We start from the raw sequence: 18,165 nt of genomic DNA on the forward strand, positions 1-18,165 counted from the left end.
GAACCGTGATGACGAGGCTGTCGCGAAGGGATACTCCCCTCCCTTAACGCAAGCAGTATAGGAGAACGACTTAGCGCCGCCTAATCATCCCGTCACCGCTGTGATGTCTGCCGGTAGGCGGCCAACACCGCCTCGACCGCCTCGTCGGCCCCGGGAAGTGCCGCTCCCCTCCGCGCGGCGGCGACCGCCAGCCGCTCCCGCGCGCCGGGATCGTCGATGAGCTCGCGTACGGCTTCGCGCATCGCCGCCAGATCCCCGTACGGCACCAGCCTGCCCGCCCCGTCGACCAGGTCGGGGATCCCGCCGACCGCGGTGGCGACGACGGGCTTGCCCGCCATGAGCGCCTCGCTCAGGCTGAGCGGCTGGCCCTCCCAATGGCTCGGCCACAGCACGAGGGTGGCGGCGGCGAGCAGGTCGGGGATGTCGTCGCGGTTGCCCAGCAGCAGGACGGGCAGCTTCTCCGCGTCGATCCTGGCCTGCAGCGCCTGCCGGAGCGGCCCCTCCCCGGCGACGGCGAACAACGGCCCACCCGTTTCGGCGAGGTCGAGCAGGGTCTCCAGGCCCTTCTGCTGCGCGAGCCTGGCGACGGTCAGCACCAGGGGCCGCTCCCCCGCCCCCAGTTCCTCCCGCACCGCCGGCTCGGGCCTGGTCGCCGGCCGCAGCGGCGGGGCGGGCACCACGGCGGGCACCACGTCGCGCGCCCCGAGCGCCCGCATCCGGTCACCGAGATCGGGCGAGACGACGATCACCTTGTCGGCCCTCCTGGCCACGATGCGCTCGAGCACGCCGTAGATCGCGCCGACCAGCCCTCCGGCGGTGAGCGCGTTGTGGAGCGTCACCACCAGCGGCGCCCGCGGCCCGGCGAGCGCCGCGAGCGCGCCCGCCCGCAGCCCGTGGGCGTGCGCGACGTCCGCCCCGCGCAGGTGGCGCCTGATCCGCAGCACCGCTGTGGCGTCGTTGACCGGATGCGGGCGGTCGGCGACGGGCACCGCCGCGAACCCCGCCCCGGCCGCGCGGAAGCCGAACTGCTCCTCCACGCTGGGCGGACCGATCACCACGACCCGGTGGCCACGCCGCAGCAGCCCCTCGGCCAGCATCCTGACGTGCCTGCCGGTGCCGCCCGAGGTCGTGCCGAGCACGAAGGCCACCCGCATCACTCACCATCCGTCCGTGAACCGGCGCGACCCCGCCGCGCTCCCTTACCTGTCACCCTGCCGACCAGCCTGCCCGCGACCGTGCCCGCCGCCCGGCCCGCCAACCTGCCTCCCGCCCGGCCCGCCACCATGGACGCCAGCGCCGCCGCGTCGGGCCTGTCCAGCGCGGCGACGGCCAGACCGCCGGTGACCAGGGCGACGCCGCCGGCCAGAACGGCCAGCCCCACCTGCGCGATCATGCCCCCGGCCGGCAGCAGCGCCACCACGCCCGAACCGGCCAGGAAGCCGAGCCCGCCCCCGGCCACGGCCGCCAGCGCCGCGCGCGCCACCCGGTCAGCGGGCCCAACGGCATCGACAGCCCGGGCCTCGCCGCTGACGGCTTCCGCGCCGGTTCCGCCGGCACCGGTACCGAAGGTGCCCGCGCCGGGCCGCCCCGCGCGTCGCCACGGCCCTCGCCGCACCGCGACGAGCAGCCACACGCCTCCTGCCGTCATGCCCACCGTCATGCCGAGCGCGAGCCCGCCGACCTTCCAGTCATCGGGCAGGGCCAGCACGAAGACCGTCTGCGCCAGCATCGCCACCACCCAGCCCGCGACGGTGCCCGCGGCCGCCGCCCGGCTCCTGCCCTCGGCGTAGAGCACCCTGCTCAGCTGTGCGATCATCCCGTAGCCGATCAGCCCGGGTGCGAAGAGCGCCACCGCGCGCGCCATCTCGATCGGCGGCACCCGGGTCTGCGCGCCGAGGAAGACGACCGATCCGGGCCCCGCCGCCGCGGCCAGCGCGCCCGCGGCCAGCCCCGAGATCAGCACCACCGCGCGCGTCGTGCGCGCGGCCAGGCTCGAGAAGTCCTCCCAGGACCCGTCGGCCGCGTGGGCCGACAGCCCGGGAAAGGCGCTCGTCGCGATGGGTACGGCCAGCACCGCGTAGGGCACCAGGTAGATCGCCCACGCGTAGTTGTAGACGAGCAGCCCGCGCTCGCCGATCCAGTGGTTCGACAGCAGCATCACCACGATCATCGTGGCCTGCTGGGCGATCAGCGCCGCCACCCCCGCCAGGGCGAGGGTGCGGACCTTGGCGGCCACGCCGTCGGGGAAGCGCAGCGTCGGCCGGAACCTCAGGCCGAGGCCGAGGACAGGCCCGACCACGGTGAGGACCAGCGAGAGGACGCCCAGGCTGGTGCCGACCGACAGGGCGAGCTCGGCGGCGGAGGGGATCTCGTCGAGCGCGGTCCTGCCGCCGCTGAGCGGGACGAACAGCAGATAGGCGACGATCACCACGATGCTGGACACCAGCGGCGCCACGGCGGGCCCGGCGAAGCGGTGGTGCGACTGCAGGACGCCGTAGAGGACGACGGCCAGGCCGTACAGGGGGATCTGGGGGGCGAAGACCACCAGCATGCGGGTGGCGATCGCGCCGAACGCCGGGCCGCACTCCGCGACGGGGAACAGCCCGATGATCGGCCCGGCCAGCAGGGCGGTGAGCGCGCCGAGCGGCACGAGGACGACCAGCACCCAGGTCAGCAGGGCCGAGGCGATCCGTCCGACGTCGAGCCGGCCCGCCGCACCCGCGATCACGGGCACGACCATGCCCGCCAGCGCGCCGCCCGCCACCATCTCGAAGACGATGTTGGGGATCTGGTTGGCGGTCATGTAGGCCGAGCCCAGGCAGACGTTGGTGTCGCCGACCGTCTGGGCGAACACGTACTGCTTAACGAAACCGGTGATCCTGGCCAGGATCGTGATCGCGCCGATGAGCACGGCCGCGCCCGCCACGCCCCGAGCCACCGTCTCCCCTCTCCCCGTCGGACTCAAGGGGGCCATCATGGCAGAGCGCACCGACAACGCTACGCCGGGCGGCGGCCCAGCATGTCGATCCGGTTGAGGACCGGGTTTCCGGCGATGACCTTGGTGAAGCTGACCTTCTCCGAGGCGGCGGTGAGCGCGGCGACGGTGCCGAGCAGCGTGAGCCGCCCCCGCCTGCCGAGCGTGGTCACCGCGGCGAGCCCGAGCAGGGCGCCGAGCGCGTTGGCGCCCGCGTCGCCGAGCATGGCCTCCTCGCCGAGGTCCTCCGGCAGCAGCGCGGCGCCCGCGCCGAGCGGCACGGCCACCAGCGCGGCGGCCACCGGGTCGCGCCTGAGCAGCGAGAGCGCCAGCAGCGGCCCGCCGGCCATGAGCCCCACCTTGATGGCGCGTCCTGGGCGCAGGTCGAACAGGTTGGCCAGGTTCGCGCTGCCCGCGATCGCCGCGCCGTTGACGAGCGTGTCGAGCGCGCCGCGGGAGACCAGCGTGGCGGCGGCCAGGCCGGTGCCGCCGATGCCGAGGATCTTGATCGCGCCGCTGGTGACCTGTCCCTTGGCCAGCGCCGACAGGTGTCCTTTGAAGCCCTTGGAGGACGTCGCGCCGTAGAGGTCGTCGTAGGCGCCGAGCGCGCCGCTGCCCGCGCCCGCCAGCACGGCGGCCAGCCGTACCTGGAGGGGCAGGCCAGGGGTGAGCGCGAGCGCGCCGGTCGCTCCCGCCACGAAGGCGGGCCCCTCCAGCAGGGTGAGCGTCTCGCCGCGGTGGTTGGTGCGCTCCCACTCCTTCGACCTGGGCTTGGCGGTGAGGGCGGCGTAGGCGGCCCTGGCCGCGACGACGCCGAGGGCGGCGCCGGCGAGGGCGGCCAGCAGAGCACGGGCCATGGTCAGCTCCCTGAGGTGGAGGGGGACGGGGTGGCGGCCGACGAGGCGGGCTGGAACTCGGTGGCGTCGGCGCCGGTGCCGTACTGGCCGGAGCGCCCGCCGAGCTGCTCGCGCAGCGCGAAGACGACGACGCCGCGGCCCGCCGGCATGTCGAGGGTGTCGACGGAGGAGACCTTCGCCGCGGCGTCGCTGGTGCCGCGAAGAGCGGCGATGACGCCGCCCTGCTGGGTCGAGGTGAGGGTGCCGGCGAGGGCGGAGCCCTGGGCGCCGGCGTCGAGCCCTGCGGCCAGCGAGACGAGCGCGGCCGTCTGCGCCTGGGCCTTCTCGCCGGTGTAGACCGCCTCGGGGGCGAAGACGAGCGCCAGCGTGGCCCGCTTGGCGGGGGCGCCGTCGACGGTCAGCAGGCCGCCTTCCGCGAAGCCCTCGAGCACGCCGCGGGTGGCGGTGTTCTCGGTGCCGGCCTGGGCGTCGTCGGCCGTGACGAGCGTGGCGGCCAGCAGCGCCGCGGCGTTCTTGTACGGGTCGGTGCCCGGCAGCGTGAGGCCGGTGGCCAGCCCGGTGCTCAGCTGGTCGACGAACCCGGCCTGGCCGGGCTCGAGGAACTTCTCGGACAGCGTCACCTGCCCGCTGATCGTGGCGCCCGCCTGCAGCAGCACCTGCTCGGTCTGCTCGCGCAGGGTTCCCGAGCTGCCAGGGGCGGCCACCAGCAGCACGCTCTCGCCGGTCAGCTGGCCGCGGATGATCGCGGGCATCTCGGCGGTGACGAAGGAGTCGTTGCCTCGTTCCCTGACCTGCAGCGCGGCCAGCTGCTCGCGGTAGTCCTCGTTGGACTTCTGCAGGTCCTGCGACGCCCGCCGCGCCGACTCGATCGCCGGGTTCGACAGCAGGGTGGTGCCCATCACGATGCCGACGGCGAGCGCCAGGAAGATCGCGACGATGGAGACGAGGTGATAGCGGAAATCGATCACGAGAAGAGTCCGACCAACCAGAAGATGAAGGAGTTCCAGGCGTCCTGCAGGCTGATCAGCCAGGTCTGGCCGATGGGCGACATGAAGATCGCCACGCCCATGGTGATCATCGCGGTGACCACCAGCAGGATCAGCTGCGGGGTGGAGATGCGGCTGCGGTACAGACGGCTGACACCCTTGGCGTCGATCAGCTTGCCGCCGACCCTGAGCCTGGTCAGGAAGGTGCTGGCCATGCCCGAGCGGCCCTTGTCGAGGAACTCCACGAGCGTGGCGTGGGTGCCGACCGCGACGATCAGCTCGGCGCCCTTGTCGTCGGCCAGCAGCATGGCGATGTCCTCGCTGGTGCCGGTGGCCGGGAAGATCACCGCGTCGCGGCCCAGCTGGTGGACCCGCTCGAGCCCGGGCGCGCGGCCGTCGCGGTAGGCGTGGACGACCAGTTCGGCGCCGCAGGTCAGCGCCTTGGTCGAGACGGAGTCGAAGTCGCCGACGATCAGGTCGGGCAGGTAGCCGGCCTCCAGCAGCGCGTCGGCGCCGCCGTCGACGCCGACGAGCACCGGGCGGTACTCCCTGATGTACGGCCGGAGCGTGGCGATGTCCTCCTTGTAGTGGTAGCCGCGCACCACGATCAGAACGTGCCGGTCCTCCATGACCGTGCGGATGTCGGGCACGCCCACACCGTCGATGAGGAGCTTGCCCTCGCCCCTGACGTACTCCATGGTGTTGACGGCGAAGGCCTCGATCTGCACCGACAGGCCCGCACGCGCCTCGGCCATGGCCGCCTCGATGGTCTCGAGGTTCTGCACGTCACCCTTGCCGACCACCTCCTCGTCGAGGTAGACGACCCCGTCGTGGAGCCTGACGATGTCGCCGTCCCTGACGCGCTCGAAGAGCTCGGGGGTGGCGTTGTCGATGAACGGGACGCCGGACTCGACGATGATCTGCGGTCCGAGGTTGGGATATCGGCCGCTGATGCCCGCGGCCACGTCGACCACGGCCGCCGCGCCACACGCGACCAGCGCCTCCGCGCTCACCCGGTCGACATCGACGTGATCGATAATCGCGATTTCACCGGACTGGAGGCGCTTTGTCAGCCTCTTCGTCCTGCGGTCGATCCTCGCCACTGCCGTGACACCGGGAAGGTCACTGACCTTCTTTCCGCGGAGGCCCGGAATCTTGTTCGCCGGAACCTTCATCAAGACCATCCTGCCAGAGCCAACGGGCGGGGTGGTCGTGGACTGCACGGCGTGTCAGATTTGTCACGGAGGATCACCGATCAGCCGCGGCCATTCCCAGCAGTTCCTCGGCGTGCGCTCTGCCCAGTTCGGAATCTTCCAATCCGGCCAGCATCCGCGACAGCTCACGCACTCTGCCGCCGTGGTCGAGGGTGACCACGCCGCTGCGCACCACGCTCCCATCGCTCGCCTTCTCGACCACCAGGTGCTGGTCGGCGAAGGCGGCCACCTGCGGCAGGTGAGTGACGACTATCACCTGCGCCGTGCGGGCCAGCCTGGCCAGCCGGCGGCCGATCTCGACCGCGGCCTTGCCGCCGACGCCCGCGTCGACCTCGTCGAACACGAACGTCGGGACGGGGTCGGCCCCGGCGAAGACCACCTCGATGGCCAGCATGACGCGGCTCAGCTCGCCGCCGGACGCCCCCTTGTTGAGCGGCAGCGGGGGCGCGGCCGGATGCGCGGCCATGCGCAACTCGACCTCGTCGACGCCCTCGGGCCCGAACTCCTCGCTCTGCGAGATCTGCACGACGACCCTGGCGTGGGGCATGGCCAGCGCGGTCAGCTCCGCCGTGACCGCCGCGCCGAACCGCTCGGCGGCGACCGTCCGCACCCTGGTCAGCTCGGCGGCCAGCTCGGTCAGCCGCTTGGTGAGCTCCTCGTACTCCTTGGTGAGCTCCTCGATGCGGTCGTCGTCGCCCTCGAGCTCGGTCAGGCGGCCCGCCGAGGCCTGCGCCCAGGCCAGCACGCCCGCGCTGTCCTCGGCGTACTTCCTGATCAGCGCGCCCAGGGCGGCGCGCCGTTCCTGCACCACGGCGAGCCTGGCCGGGTCGGCCTCGATCGACTCGGCGTAGGCGGCCAGGTCGGTGGCGACGTCGGAGATCAGGTAGCCGGCCTCGGCCAGCCGGTCGGCCACACCGGCCAGCTGCGCGTCGTAGTCGCGCACCGCCTCGACCGCCGAGCGGGCCTCGCCCAGCAGCGAGATCACGTCGCGGGCGCCGCCCGACGGGTCCATGGGGTCGCCCAGCAGTGCGGTGTGCGCCGTGGTGGCTGCCCCGCGCAGCGCGTCGGCGTGGGACAGCCGCTCCTCCTCGGCGCGCAGCTCGACGTCCTCGCCCTCCTTGGGGTCGACCTTCTCGATCTCCTCCAGGCCGAAGCGCAGCAGGTCGGCCTCCTGCGCGCGCTCCCTCGCCTTGGTGGTCAGCTCCTCCAGCAGCGCGGCGACCTGCTTGTGGCGCTTGTAGGCCTGGGAGTAGGCGCGCAGCGGCTTGACCAGGTCGTCACCCGCGTATCGGTCGAGGGCGGCCCGCTGCCTGCCAGGCTGGAGCAGCCGCTGCTGGTCCATCTGGCCGTGGACGGCCACCAGGTCGTCGGCCAGGTAGGTGAGCGTGCCGACGGGGACGGTGCGGCCGCCGAGCCACGCCCTGGAGCGTCCCTCGGCCGAGACGGTGCGGGAGATGATCAGCTCGCCGTCCTCGACCTCGCCGCCGACGTCCTCCACCTGCTGGGCCACCCTGCCACCCGTCTCGACGACGAGCGTGCCCTCGACCATGGCCTTGTCGGCGCCCGGGCGGACCCTCGACGGATCGGCCCGGCCGCCGAACAGCAGGCCGAGCCCGGTCACGACCATCGTCTTGCCGGCACCCGTCTCGCCCGTGACGACGTTGAAGCCGGGCGAGAGCTCGAGGACGGCCTCGTCGATGACGCCGAGCCCCTGGATGCGGACCTCCTCGACCCTTGGTCGCACTGGTCACTCCCGTTCCATCGACTAGCCGAACACCTGTGCGCACGCGATCCTACGCGCTCCCGCCCCCATTGACTCAGGGACGCACCCTTCCGCGCCAGCCCTGTACAGGCAATTCGAACTTGGCGACCAGCCTGTCGGTGAAGGGCGCGCCGGTCACCTCCAGGCCGTGCAGGCGGACCAGCCGTACCGGCAGGGCGGACCTGCGGACCTCGACCCTGGTGCCGGCCGGCAGGTCGAATCTGCGCCGCCCGTCGCACCACAGCACGCCGCCCGGCGTGCGGGGCAGGATCTCCACCGCCAGCGTGGAGCGCGGCGAGACCACCAGCGGTTTGGCGAACAGGGCATGGGCGCTGATCGGCACCAGCAGCAGCGCCTCCACCTCGGGCCAGACCACCGGACCGCCTGCCGAGAAGGCGTAGGCCGTCGAACCGGTCGGCGTCGCGCAGATCACCCCGTCGCATCCCCAGCGCGACAGCGGACGGCCGTCGATCTCGGCGACGACCTCCAGCATGCGGTCGCGCTTCTCCACGGTGGCCTCGTTGAGCGCCCACGTGTCGGCCATGATCTGCCCGTTCTGGCGGGCCGTGACGTCGATCGTCATGCGCTCCTCGACGTCGTAGCGGCCCTGCACCACCGCGTCGACGGCCGCGGCCAGGTCGTCGACCTCGGCCTCGGCCAGGAACCCGACATGGCCGAGGTTGACGCCGAACAGCGGGGTGCCCGCGGGCCTGGCGATCTCGGCCGAGCGCAGCAGCGAGCCGTCGCCGCCGAGCACGATCATCATCTCGGCGTCCTTGGCCGCGTTGGGGTCGGACGGCATGACCTCGACGCCCTGGCAGCCGATGTCTTCTGCCTCCGACTCCAGCACCCTGACGCAGAGACCCGCCTCGACCAGCCTCTCGATCACCAAATGGGCGCTCTCGATCGCGGCCTCGCGCCCGGTGTGGGCGGTGACGAGCACGGTGCGCTTCATTGCGGCCCCTCCGACACGGCACGTTCGATCGCGGTCTCCAGATCGTCGACCCCGGGCTCGCCCTCTCCCTTGCCCAGCCACAGCAGGTACTCGACATTGCCCGAGGGCCCCGGCAGCGGGCTCGCGGTGACACCGCGCACGGTCAGCCCCAGCTCCAGGGCCTTGGCGGCGGCGTCGCGCACCGCCCCGGCGCGCAGCTCAGGGTCGCGGACCACGCCGCCCGCGCCCACCCGCTCCTTGCCCACCTCGAACTGCGGCTTGACCAGCATCACGAAGTCGGCCCGCGGCGCCGCCACCGCCGCCAGCGCGGGCAGCACCAGGCGCAGCGAGATGAACGACAGGTCGCCCACGATGAGCGAGGGCGCCTCGCCGACCAGCTCGGGCGTCAGGTCACGGACGTTGACGCGCTCCATCACCGTGACCCGCTCGTCGGTGCGCAGCGACCAGGCCAGCTGACCGTAGCCGACGTCGACGGCCAGCACGTGGCCCACGCCGTGACGGAGCAGGACGTCGGTGAACCCGCCGGTCGAGGCGCCCGCGTCGAGCGCCCGACGGCCGGCCACGCGCAGCTTGGGGAACGCCTCCAGGGCGCCGAGCAGCTTGTGGGCGCCGCGCGAGACGTAGTCGGGCCCCTCGGACGACTCGGCCACGACGATCGCCGCGGCGGTGTCGACCTGGGTGGCCGGCTTGGCCGCCACCTGACCGCCGACGCTGACCCGCCCGTCGGTGATGAGCTGGGTCGCCTGCTCGCGCGACCGGGCCAGGCCGCGCCGGACGAGCTCGCTGTCGAGCCTGACGCGACGGCTCACTGGTCGTCCACGGAGGCCAGCGTCTGCTCCAGGGCCGAGAACGCCTCCTCGAACAGCGCGACATGATCGCGCACGGGCAACGCTCCCGTCGCGGCCAGGCCTCCCACGACCGCGTCCACCCGCTCGTCACCGGTCTCCACCGGCAGCTCACTCATGTTCTCGAAGGTATCGGACACCGCCGACACTATGCCGCCCCCCTGGCGCGTTAGGCAGTGTGAGAGCGGCTTTCCGGCGCGCCGGAATTCATATGCTCCCCATATGGAACGCTACCGTCCGTAGAAACGGCGAGAACGGGAGGACGACCAGCATGGCTACCCTCGAGGAGTGCAGGGCGGCGCTTGACAAGCTCGTCGAGCAGTTCGACGAGATCGACGAGGAGTCCCGGGCCAAGCACGTGGTCGAGCGGACGCTCAGCTGCCGCATCTCCGACCTCGACGTCATGTTCTACGGCCGGATCCACCACGACGGTCTCGACCCGTTCCATGACGAACCACCCGCCGGCGGCAGGCCCGCCGACGTCAAACTGACCATCAGGAGCGACGACCTCATCGCGCTGGTCGACGGGGAGCTCGATCTGGCGCGCGCCCTGCTGGGCGGCCGCGTCAAGATCGACGCCAGCTTCGGCGACCTGCTGCGCCTGCGCCGCCTGCTCTGACCCCCTCCGCGCGGGTGCGCTCCCCCTGGACTCCGCGCGTACGGCAAGCCGGGCCACGGCCACCGTGGTCACCGGTGGCCGCCCGTCCATCACGCGTACTCCAGCAGGACTCCGGTCCTCGGCCGGACGATCAGGCTCGCAGCGTGTCGAGGGCTGGTTTGAGCGCCTCCTCGTCGAGGCGCCCCTCTCCCGCCGCCGCCCACGCCGCCGCGCAGGCCGTCCTGAGCCCCTCGATCCACTCCCCCTCGCCCTCAAGGTGCAGCCGCCCGTCCGACCACCAGGCCCGCCAGCCCTGCCGTACGGACGGGTAGGGCAGGTGGAGCGCCGACAGGTCCTCGGCCACGTACGTCGGCCTGTGCTCGGGGGCGGCCGTCAGGAGCTCCCGGGGGGTGGCGACGCCCGTCAGCACGAGCAGGCTGTCGACACCCGCGTTCGTCGCGCCCTCGATGTCGGTGTCGAGCCGGTCGCCCACCACCAGCGGACGCCGCGCGCCGGTACGGATCATCGACTCGCGGTGCAGCGGCGGTGCGGGCTTGCCCGCGTAGACGGGTTCGACGCCGGTCGCCGTGGCGATCACCCGCACCATGGCGCCGTTGCCCGGCAGCTCGCCGTGCGCGGTGGGCATCGTGGCGTCACCGTTGGCGGCCACGAACCACGCGCCACGCCGTACGGCCAGCGCGCCCTCCGACAGCAGGCCGTAGGACAGATCCGGCGCGATGCCCTGCACCACCGCCACGGGGTCGTCGGCGGCCACGGTCACCGGGCGCAACCCGCGGTCCCTCACCGCCATCCGCAGCCCCATGCCGCCCACGACCAGCACCGGCGCGCCCGGCTCCACCTGCTCGGCGATCAGCCTGGCGGCGGCCTGCGCGGAGGTGACCACGTCCGACGCCGTCGCAGGAACGCCGAGATGGCTGAGATGGCCGGCGATCGCGGCAGGGGTCCTCGAGGCGTTGTTCGTCACGTACGCCAGCCTCGCCCGCCCCGCCGCCTCCGCCAGCGCCTGCGGGGCGCCGGGGACGGCCTGCCTGCCCAGGTAGACGACGCCGTCGAGGTCCAGCAGCAACGTGTCGTATCCGTCGATCAGCACCGCGTCTCTTCTCCCGGGTTGACTCTCACGCCGCGTGAGACTTTAGCGTCACGTCCGCACCTACCCATGAGCGAAGGATGTGAGCTCCCATGACCCTGACCCCTGCGGAGAAAACCGAACTGTTCGGCGATTTCGACGTCGACGGGCACGCCGAGGAGGCCGCGTCCCGCTGGAGCGGGTCCCCGGCGTGGACCGAGTCACAGCGCAGGACGTCTTCCTACGGCAAGCAGGAGTGGAAGAGGTGCTTCGCGGAGTCGGCGGACATCTCCGGCAGGCTGGCGGCGCTGATGACCTCCGGGGTCGCGGCCTCCAGCGCGGAGGCGATGGACCTGGCCGAGGAGCACCGCCGGCACATCAGCCGCTGGTTCTACGACTGCACGCGCGAGATCCACCAGGGGCTCGGGGAGCTGTACGTCAGCGACGCGCGCTTCACCGACTCCATCGACCGGGCGGCACCCGGGCTGGCGGGCTACCTCCGCGACGCCATCCAGGCCAACGCCGCCCGCTCGCTGTAGCCCCTGAGGCGCCCGCTCGCTGTAGCCCCGATCCGGGCATACCGCCCGCTTGACCCCACCCGCAGCGTCCGGCGGGGAGCCGGGACCTCTTCCGCGAAGGATCAGCCGCACTCCTGGCGGGCGCAGCGACCGCTTCTCGCCTCCCTCCGCTGCCTCGCCACCCGGCACGCCTTCCCACCGGCATCGGTGGGCCCCCGCCCCTCCGGGGACCTACCACGCGGCACCCCGTGACGCGTCACCCTGACGCCCGCCGCACTCCCCGGAATCCGGGACACCCGCCAGCCGGCGTTTGCCGCCCGTCGTCCAGCAAGGGAGGCAGGCCCGCCGTACCGCCTGCCTCCCGGCGAACCGCTGGTCACGCCTCCCGCCAGGCACGCACGGCAGCGCCCGCCTCCCGACGAACCCTCGGTCAGGCCTCCCGTCTAGCGCGGCAGCGGCCCGCCTCCCGACACCCCCCCTGGTCACGCCTCCCGTCTAGCGCACAGGGCAGCGACCTCCCGACGAGCCGCCTGGTCAGGCCTCCCGTCTAGCGCGCAGAGCAGCAGCCCGCCTCCCAGCAAACCCTCGGTCACGCCTCCCGCCTGGCGCGCAGGGTGGCGCGCACGCTCTTCAACGCCGATACGTAATGACGCTCGTCGGGCCGCATGGCCACCGCGATGGCCAGCGGTTCCTGGGCCCCTTCCATGTCTCCTGTCCGCCACAAGGACAACCCCAGCCCGAAATACGCATAGTCCTCGGCCGGGTTCGCGTCGACGATCCATCTGAAGGTGTCCGCCGCCTCCGCGTACTGCCTGGAATTGAACTGCGCCCTCGCCAGCGCCTCTCGAATGCTGCGCGACTCGGGTTCCGCCTCGGCGGCCCGCTCCAGCAGCGCCGCCGCGGCAGCGGGACTGCCGTCCTTCAACAGGCCGACACCACGCTGGTACCAGTCGTACACATCCCCTGTGGGAGCCCCCTGACCAGGGGATGGGGAATCTTCGGGGTCGCTTTTCCCTTGGGTCATGTGTGAGGCCTCCTCAATCGACAGACGACAGATCCGACCGATTCCCTGATGAACCGGGCACCGCTGCGCCCTTGGAGCAGTCCCTTGGTGATTCAGGCCTTTATGGGAACATGCCCGATATGGCGAGTCCTGAACTGCCGGTGCCTGATGGGCTGGTGCTACGCCCCTTCCATGGTGTCCGCTTCACTGTCGACGATCCCGCGAAGGTGACCTCTCCCCCCTATGACCTGATCTCCGACGGGGACGTGCAGGCGCTGCTGGACCTTCACCCCAACAACGTCGTCCGCCTCACGCTTCCCCGCCCCCCACGGCACCCGACGCATCCCGCCGGCCCCGGCCACCCCGTGGGTCACGCCAACCACCACACCAGGCGTCCCTCCGACGCGCTCGAGACCGCGACCGGAACGCTCAGCACCACCGCCCCACCGACCTCGGACTCCCGCCCGGCCGCCCAGCCGATCGACGGCGCGGCGGCCCCCGCACGGTACGGCCAGGCCAGGGACACCCTGCGCGCCTGGCTCGACGCAGGCGTCCTCGCCCGTGACGCCGAGCCCGCGCTCTACGTCTACGAGCAGTCCGGTCCGGGCGTCATGCAGCGCGGACTCATCGGCGACGTCGGCCTGGCCGCTCCCGAACAGCGCATCATCCTGCCGCACGAGGACGTCATGCCGGGCCCGGTCGCCGACCGCCTCGCCCTGATGAGTACCACCCAGGCCAACCTGGAGCCGATCTTCCTGCTCTACGACGGCGGCGGCCCTGCCACCCACCTCGTCGACACCGTGGCCACCACCCGGCCTCCGCTCGTCGAGGCCAACACCGGCGACGGCGTACGGCACCGCCTGTGGGCCGTCACCGCCGCCGAGGAGATCGCCCGCATCAACGCCGACCTGCGCCACCGGCAGGCGCTGATCGCCGACGGCCACCACCGCTACGCCACCTACCGTGTCCTGCAACGCCAGGAACACGCCGCCCGCGACTCCGACGGCCCGTGGGACTTCGGCCTGGCGCTGCTGGTCGACTCGACCGCCTACCCGCCGGACCTGAAGGCGATCCACCGCGTCATCCCTTCCCTGCCGCTCGTCGAGGCCGTCACCAAGGCCAGGGGAGCGTGGCAGATCCGCGACTTCCCCACCCTCGACGCCGGCCTTGCCGCTCTCGACACCGCCCCCGAACCCGCCTTCCTGCTCGCCGGCACCGGCGAGACCAGCCATCTGCTCAGCGACCCCGACCCTGTACAGCTCGCCCGTGCCATGCCCACCGACCGCTCCGAACGGTGGAACTCGCTCAACACCTCCGTTCTGGCCGAGTTCGTCCTTCCGCGGGTCTGGGGCATGCGGGACGACGAGCAGGCCGTCCGCATCGTCCACCACGACGCCCGCGCCGCGGTACGGCAAGCCGCCGACGCCGGTGGAACCGCCGTCATCCTCAAGCCCTTGGCCGTCGAAGCGGTGCTGGCGGTGGCCGCCGAGGGAGAACGCGTCCCCCGCAAGTCCACCTCCTTCGGCCCCAAACCCCGTACCGGCCTCATCCTGCGCACCTTCGTCTGATCGACCAGGCGATCTACCCGGTTACACGGACGCTCAGAGCGTTCCGCCCCACTCCCCAAGGAAACACGCGCAGCGTTCCGCCCTGCTACACAAGGGACGGTCTTAGCGTTCCGCCCTGTTACACAGCGAGCACTCATAGCGTCTGCTCTCCTACACAGACGCTCATAACGTTTCGCCCGCTACACGCACGCGAGCGAGCTTCTCTCCCGCTACGGCGAAATGAACCGCTACCCCCCCCGAGACCGAGAGCCTCACGACACTCACGCCCGCACCGTCAAGCCGCCCAAGCCACCCTCTCTCCGCGACTGAGGAAGCCGACATCCGGACTGACACGTGCCTGCTCATCGGCGAGAAGACCCACACGGCGGGCCGACGCATGGAGCGGGCCCCTTCGGCTGCGACGACTCACCCGGCGGCGGCGAGGTATGCCACCGGACGCGGTTCCGCTCCCGCACGATCGGACGGCAGCAGCACCTCAGGGACCTCCATCGCCCGCGACGCCTCCGAACCGGCAACGGGCTCGGCGGACATCGGGACCACCGTGTGCGCCTCCACCTCGTACCGCCAGTTCTTGCCGGCCTGCGGCCCGTAGATCCGGCAGCGGAGCGCTCCCCGCACCTCCATTTCCGCCCGTGGCGCCATCCCCGCCACCAGGCTCGCCACCCCCGGATCGAAGGTCACGCACTGGATCGTGTCGACGAGGCCGCCTCGCCGTCCCCGAGGGCGACGGCGGACGATGACCCGCCACTTGGTCAGGGTGTCGCCGCTGGGCATCGGCCACTCTTCCGGCGCGGCGGACAGCCGCCCCACCAGCGTCACCTCGTTGCGGTCCACGGGATCCTCCTCCTCGCTCGGGCCCGGCCATGCGGGGCCTGCGCCTGTCGGGAACCACTCTTTACGATGTGGGGAAGGCCGGAGCGGACAGAATGCCGTTCTGGGGACAGCGGTTCGGCTCGGGAGTGTGCCTGTGGACAACATCACCGCCCTCGGCGGCGACGTCTATGAGATCGACACGCGGATGGCGGGCTATGCCGGGATCACGGCTGGCTATCTCATCCTCGGCGACCGGCCGTGCCTGGTGGAGACAGGCACCTCGACCTCGGCTCCGGTGGTGCGAGACGCCCTCGCGTCGCTCGGCGTCGGGCCGAACGACCTGGCCACCGTCGTGGTCACGCACATCCACCTCGACCACGCGGGCGGAGTGGGCGACATGGCGGAGTTCTTCCCCCAGGCGCAGATCGTCGTGCACGAGAAGGGGGCGCGCCATCTGGCCGACCCGTCCAGACTCATGAAGAGCGCCAGGATGGTGTGGGGTGACCAGCTCGACACGCTGTTCGGCGAACTGTCGCCCACCGCCGCCGAACGCATCGTCGCCCTCGGCGACACCGGCGCCATCGACCTGGGCAACGGCCGTACGCTCGCCAGCCACTACTCCCCCGGCCACGCCAAGCACCACGTGGGGCTGATCGACTCCGGTACCGGCGATCTGTACGTCGGCGACGCGGCCGGCGTCTACCTGCCGCAGACCGGCGACCTGCGCCCCGCCACTCCGCCGCCGGACTTCGACCTCCAGACGGCGCTCGACTCGATCGCGCTGTTCCAGTCCCTGGGCCCGCAGCGGCTGCTGTTCAGCCACTACGGCCCGGTCGACGCCGTCCAGGAGACCCTCGAACGGTCCGCCGAGGAGCTTCGGGTCTGGGTCGACCTCACCAGACAGGCCCACCAGCAGGGCATGGACCTCGACCATGCCGTCGCGATGGTCCGCGACCGCACGCGCGAGCGCTACACGGCGCTGAAGGGGGACGACGAGACGGCCGAGCAGTTCGAACTGCTCAGTGGCGCGCCGTCCAACGTCGCCGGCATCCTGCACTGGCTCGACAAGGTCTCCCCCTGACCGGCGCGAGCACGCCCGAGCCGTGCCGGCGTGAGCCGCGCCGCTCCTGACATGCGAAAGGCCCCGCGATGGCGACGCGGGGCCTGAGCGCGAGCCGCACCGTGTCGTGCCGTACCGGCAAGAGCTCTTCCGGTACGGCACGGCGGCGCTTACTTCTTGTCGTCGGGCTCCTGGCGGTCGTCGAGAATGTCGCCGAAGTCGGGCTCGATGAACGCCGGGCCGATGCCAGGCTTGGTGGTGCCGGTCGAGGAGGAGGCCAGCTCGGCGTCGATGTCCTCCTCGGTCTCGTCGGCCGGCGCTTCCCGGGAGTCACGCTCGCCCTGGACGCCCTCGTCGTCCGCTGCGGCCAGGCGGTCGTCCGCGGCCAGGTCGCGCGCCGCGTCGAGGTCGTCCGCCGACTCCTCGTCCTTGCCAGACGCGGCCTCGTCGGACCCGGCCTCGTCGGACTCCGCCTCGTCGGACTGCGCCACGTCGGACGAGTTCTCCTCCTCGTCGTCCTCGTCGTCGTCCTCGTCGTCCAAGTCGTCCTCGAAGTCGAGGACAACGGCGGAAGACGCGACCTCCGGGTCGCCCTCGGCGTCGTCGAGGACGTAGGACGGCTGACCCGCCTCCGCCGCCTCCTCGGCGAGGTCCTCGTCGTCGTCGAGCACCGCCTCGCCGCGAGCCTCCTCCAGCTCGTCGTCAGCGTCGTCGAACTCGTCCTCGAGGTCGCCTTCGTCCACGACCGCGGCACCCGCGCGGGCGGTCTGCTCGTCCGCCTGCTCGTCCAGGTCCTCGAAGTCCTCCTCGATGTCCTCGATCACGGCACCGGTCAGCTCGGCGTACCGCTCGGCGGCGTCCGTCTCACCGTCCTCGTCGAAGGCCACGGCCCGCCCGAACCAGTCGGTGGCCGCCTCCTGGTGCCCCGCGTCGGCCAGCGCGTCGGCGTAGGCGAAGGCCAGACGTGCCGACCACGGACGCGGGTTCGGGTCGCGGAGCTCGGGCAGCCGCTGCAGCGTGATGACGGCGGCGTCGTGCTGGCCGAGGTCACGGCGAGCGCCGGACTCGACGATGGCCAGCTCGATGTGTCCCGCCCGGTCGAGGCGCTCGGCCTCGCGCGATCGGACGAGGTCGAGCGCACGCTCGGGACGGCCCATCCCACGCTCGCAGTCCGCCATGATCGGCAGATAGGCGTCGGAACCGGTCATCCGGCGGGCGGCACGCAGGTCCGACAGCGCCTCGGAGTAGTTGCCCGCGCGGTAGGCGACGATGCCCGCGGCCTCGCGGACGACGCCGATACGCGCGGCGAACCTCCTGGCGACCTTGGTGTGCTCGTGCGCCCTGTCGGGGTCGTCCTCGACCAGCGCGCGCTCGGCGGCGACCAGGTGGCGCCCGACCAGCTCGGCCAGGTCGAGCGGGAGGGAGCGCAGCTCGTCACGGACGTCCTTGTCGAGCTCGTCCATGGTGATGTCCGGCGGAACGTCGGGAAGCGGCTCCCGGCGAGGGGCCTCCGCGTCGCCGTCCGGCCTGCCGTACCGCGCCCTGACGGGGCCGCCGGCGCGGTCGGCGTGACCGCGGTCGTCGCGGGAGAACGGCCTGTCCTCGCTCCTGCGGAACCCGCCGCCGCGAGGCCTGTCGTCCCTGTCACGGAACCCACGGTCATCCCGACCCCGGAAACCATCGCCCTGGGGACGGTCACCACGGTCGCGGAAGCCGCGCTCGTCGCGGTCACGGAAGCCGCCACCCTGGGGACGGTCACCGCGATCCCTGAAGCCGCCACCCTGGGGACGGTCGCCCCGATCCCGGAAACCGCCGCCCTGCGGCCGGTCACCCCGATCCCGGAAACCGCCGCCCTGCGGCCGGTCACCTCGGTCACGGAACCCACCCCGGTCCTCACGCCGCTCGAAGTCACGACGCGGACCGCG

The 18,165-nt window shown here is 72.3% G+C and carries 17 protein-coding genes and 1 pseudogene; 5 read left to right on the top strand and 13 right to left on the bottom strand.

Features of this window, described 5'->3' with window-relative positions; all coding sequences use genetic code 11:
- Window positions 1-92: 92 nt before the first annotated feature.
- The 9 genes from ABZX22_RS09525 to ABZX22_RS09565 all read right to left on the bottom strand — a co-directional run bounded on the left by ABZX22_RS09525 (window position 93) and on the right by ABZX22_RS09565 (window position 9,712).
- Entirely contained in the window at window positions 93-1,154 is a 1,062-nt protein-coding gene (locus ABZX22_RS09525) for a glycosyltransferase family 4 protein (protein ID WP_354907152.1), read from the bottom strand.
- Entirely contained in the window at window positions 1,154-2,938 is a 1,785-nt protein-coding gene (locus ABZX22_RS09530) for a lipid II flippase MurJ (protein WP_354907153.1), read from the bottom strand. Before ABZX22_RS09530 ends, ABZX22_RS09525 begins: the two co-directional genes overlap by 1 nt.
- Window positions 2,939-2,997: 59 nt before the next feature.
- A complete protein-coding gene (locus ABZX22_RS09535; RefSeq protein WP_354907154.1) occupies window positions 2,998-3,831 on the bottom strand; it encodes a hypothetical protein in 834 nt (277 codons plus the stop codon).
- Between the two features lie 2 nt (window positions 3,832-3,833).
- A complete protein-coding gene (locus ABZX22_RS09540; RefSeq protein WP_354907155.1) occupies window positions 3,834-4,799 on the bottom strand; it encodes a copper transporter in 966 nt (321 codons plus the stop codon).
- Window positions 4,796-5,992 (bottom strand): putative cytokinetic ring protein SteA, encoded by a 1,197-nt coding sequence (steA, locus tag ABZX22_RS09545; RefSeq protein ID WP_354907156.1) that lies wholly within the window; start codon window positions 5,990-5,992, stop codon window positions 4,796-4,798. The genes ABZX22_RS09540 and steA overlap by 4 nt, the downstream gene beginning before the upstream one ends.
- A 73-nt stretch (window positions 5,993-6,065) precedes the next feature.
- Complete coding sequence (recN, locus tag ABZX22_RS09550; RefSeq protein ID WP_354907157.1) at window positions 6,066-7,775, bottom strand: DNA repair protein RecN; 1,710 nt, start codon at window positions 7,773-7,775, stop codon at window positions 6,066-6,068.
- Window positions 7,776-7,848: 73 nt separating this feature from the next.
- Window positions 7,849-8,748 (bottom strand): NAD kinase, encoded by a 900-nt coding sequence (locus ABZX22_RS09555; protein ID WP_354907158.1) that lies wholly within the window; start codon window positions 8,746-8,748, stop codon window positions 7,849-7,851.
- A complete protein-coding gene (locus ABZX22_RS09560; RefSeq protein WP_354907159.1) occupies window positions 8,745-9,557 on the bottom strand; it encodes a TlyA family RNA methyltransferase in 813 nt (270 codons plus the stop codon). The genes ABZX22_RS09555 and ABZX22_RS09560 overlap by 4 nt, the downstream gene beginning before the upstream one ends.
- Window positions 9,554-9,712, bottom strand: a complete 159-nt coding sequence (locus ABZX22_RS09565) for a hypothetical protein (protein WP_354907160.1) — start codon at window positions 9,710-9,712, stop codon at window positions 9,554-9,556. The genes ABZX22_RS09560 and ABZX22_RS09565 overlap by 4 nt, the downstream gene beginning before the upstream one ends.
- A gap of 152 nt (window positions 9,713-9,864) precedes the next feature.
- On the opposite strand from ABZX22_RS09565, the gene ABZX22_RS09570 reads away from it, so the two are divergent.
- Window positions 9,865-10,212, top strand: coding sequence for an SCP2 sterol-binding domain-containing protein (locus tag ABZX22_RS09570; protein ID WP_354907161.1), 348 nt, complete (start codon window positions 9,865-9,867; stop codon window positions 10,210-10,212).
- A 130-nt stretch (window positions 10,213-10,342) separates the two neighbouring features.
- Here the strand turns inward: ABZX22_RS09570 and ABZX22_RS09575 are convergent, their stop codons facing one another.
- A complete protein-coding gene (locus tag ABZX22_RS09575; RefSeq protein WP_354907162.1) occupies window positions 10,343-11,302 on the bottom strand; it encodes an HAD-IIA family hydrolase in 960 nt (319 codons plus the stop codon).
- 89 nt (window positions 11,303-11,391) lie between these two features.
- On the opposite strand from ABZX22_RS09575, the gene ABZX22_RS09580 reads away from it, so the two are divergent.
- A complete protein-coding gene (locus ABZX22_RS09580) occupies window positions 11,392-11,817 on the top strand; it encodes a TipAS antibiotic-recognition domain-containing protein (RefSeq protein WP_354907163.1) in 426 nt (141 codons plus the stop codon).
- A 568-nt stretch (window positions 11,818-12,385) separates the two neighbouring features.
- Here the strand turns inward: ABZX22_RS09580 and ABZX22_RS09585 are convergent.
- Window positions 12,386-12,820 (bottom strand): tetratricopeptide repeat protein, encoded by a 435-nt coding sequence (locus tag ABZX22_RS09585; protein WP_354907164.1) that lies wholly within the window; start codon window positions 12,818-12,820, stop codon window positions 12,386-12,388.
- Window positions 12,821-12,930: 110 nt separating this feature from the next.
- On the opposite strand from ABZX22_RS09585, the gene ABZX22_RS09590 reads away from it, so the two are divergent.
- Complete coding sequence (locus tag ABZX22_RS09590) at window positions 12,931-14,367, top strand: DUF1015 domain-containing protein (protein ID WP_354907165.1); 1,437 nt, start codon at window positions 12,931-12,933, stop codon at window positions 14,365-14,367.
- A gap of 405 nt (window positions 14,368-14,772) precedes the next feature.
- On the opposite strand, the gene ABZX22_RS09595 is transcribed toward ABZX22_RS09590, so the two are convergent.
- On the bottom strand, window positions 14,773-15,201 hold the full coding sequence (locus ABZX22_RS09595) for a single-stranded DNA-binding protein (RefSeq protein ID WP_354907166.1): 429 nt from the start codon (window positions 15,199-15,201) through the stop codon (window positions 14,773-14,775).
- A gap of 133 nt (window positions 15,202-15,334) precedes the next feature.
- On the opposite strand from ABZX22_RS09595, the gene ABZX22_RS09600 reads away from it, so the two are divergent.
- Complete coding sequence (locus ABZX22_RS09600; RefSeq protein ID WP_354907167.1) at window positions 15,335-16,261, top strand: MBL fold metallo-hydrolase; 927 nt, start codon at window positions 15,335-15,337, stop codon at window positions 16,259-16,261.
- Window positions 16,262-16,410: 149 nt separating this feature from the next.
- Here ABZX22_RS09600 and ABZX22_RS09605 read toward each other — a convergent pair whose 3' ends face one another.
- On the bottom strand, window positions 16,411-17,703 hold the full coding sequence (locus tag ABZX22_RS09605; RefSeq protein ID WP_354907168.1) for a hypothetical protein: 1,293 nt from the start codon (window positions 17,701-17,703) through the stop codon (window positions 16,411-16,413).
- A gap of 105 nt (window positions 17,704-17,808) precedes the next feature.
- Between ABZX22_RS09605 and ABZX22_RS09610 the strand changes: the two are divergent.
- Window positions 17,809-18,165, top strand: a pseudogene (locus ABZX22_RS09610) (hypothetical protein); the annotation flags it as partial.

The sequence above is a fragment of the Nonomuraea sp. NPDC003804 genome (genome assembly GCF_040610675.1).
Classification (GTDB): Bacteria; Actinomycetota; Actinomycetes; order Streptosporangiales; family Streptosporangiaceae; genus Nonomuraea.

What these genes read in the sequence shown, in the direction of transcription:
- ABZX22_RS09525 (WP_354907152.1), bottom strand. Translation starts at nt 1,154, where the DNA reads ATGCGGGTGGCCTTCGTGCTCGGCACGACCTCGGGCGGCACCGGCAGG.
- ABZX22_RS09535 (WP_354907154.1), bottom strand. Translation starts at nt 3,831, where the DNA reads ATGGCCCGTGCTCTGCTGGCCGCCCTCGCCGGCGCCGCCCTCGGCGTC.
- steA (WP_354907156.1), bottom strand. Translation starts at nt 5,992, where the DNA reads ATGAAGGTTCCGGCGAACAAGATTCCGGGCCTCCGCGGAAAGAAGGTC.
- ABZX22_RS09555 (WP_354907158.1), bottom strand. Translation starts at nt 8,748, where the DNA reads ATGAAGCGCACCGTGCTCGTCACCGCCCACACCGGGCGCGAGGCCGCG.
- ABZX22_RS09565 (WP_354907160.1), bottom strand. Translation starts at nt 9,712, where the DNA reads ATGAGTGAGCTGCCGGTGGAGACCGGTGACGAGCGGGTGGACGCGGTC.
- ABZX22_RS09570 (WP_354907161.1), top strand. Translation starts at nt 9,865, where the DNA reads ATGGCTACCCTCGAGGAGTGCAGGGCGGCGCTTGACAAGCTCGTCGAG.
- ABZX22_RS09580 (WP_354907163.1), top strand. Translation starts at nt 11,392, where the DNA reads ATGACCCTGACCCCTGCGGAGAAAACCGAACTGTTCGGCGATTTCGAC.
- ABZX22_RS09585 (WP_354907164.1), bottom strand. Translation starts at nt 12,820, where the DNA reads ATGACCCAAGGGAAAAGCGACCCCGAAGATTCCCCATCCCCTGGTCAG.
- ABZX22_RS09590 (WP_354907165.1), top strand. Translation starts at nt 12,931, where the DNA reads ATGCCCGATATGGCGAGTCCTGAACTGCCGGTGCCTGATGGGCTGGTG.
- ABZX22_RS09605 (WP_354907168.1), bottom strand. Translation starts at nt 17,703, where the DNA reads ATGGACGAGCTCGACAAGGACGTCCGTGACGAGCTGCGCTCCCTCCCG.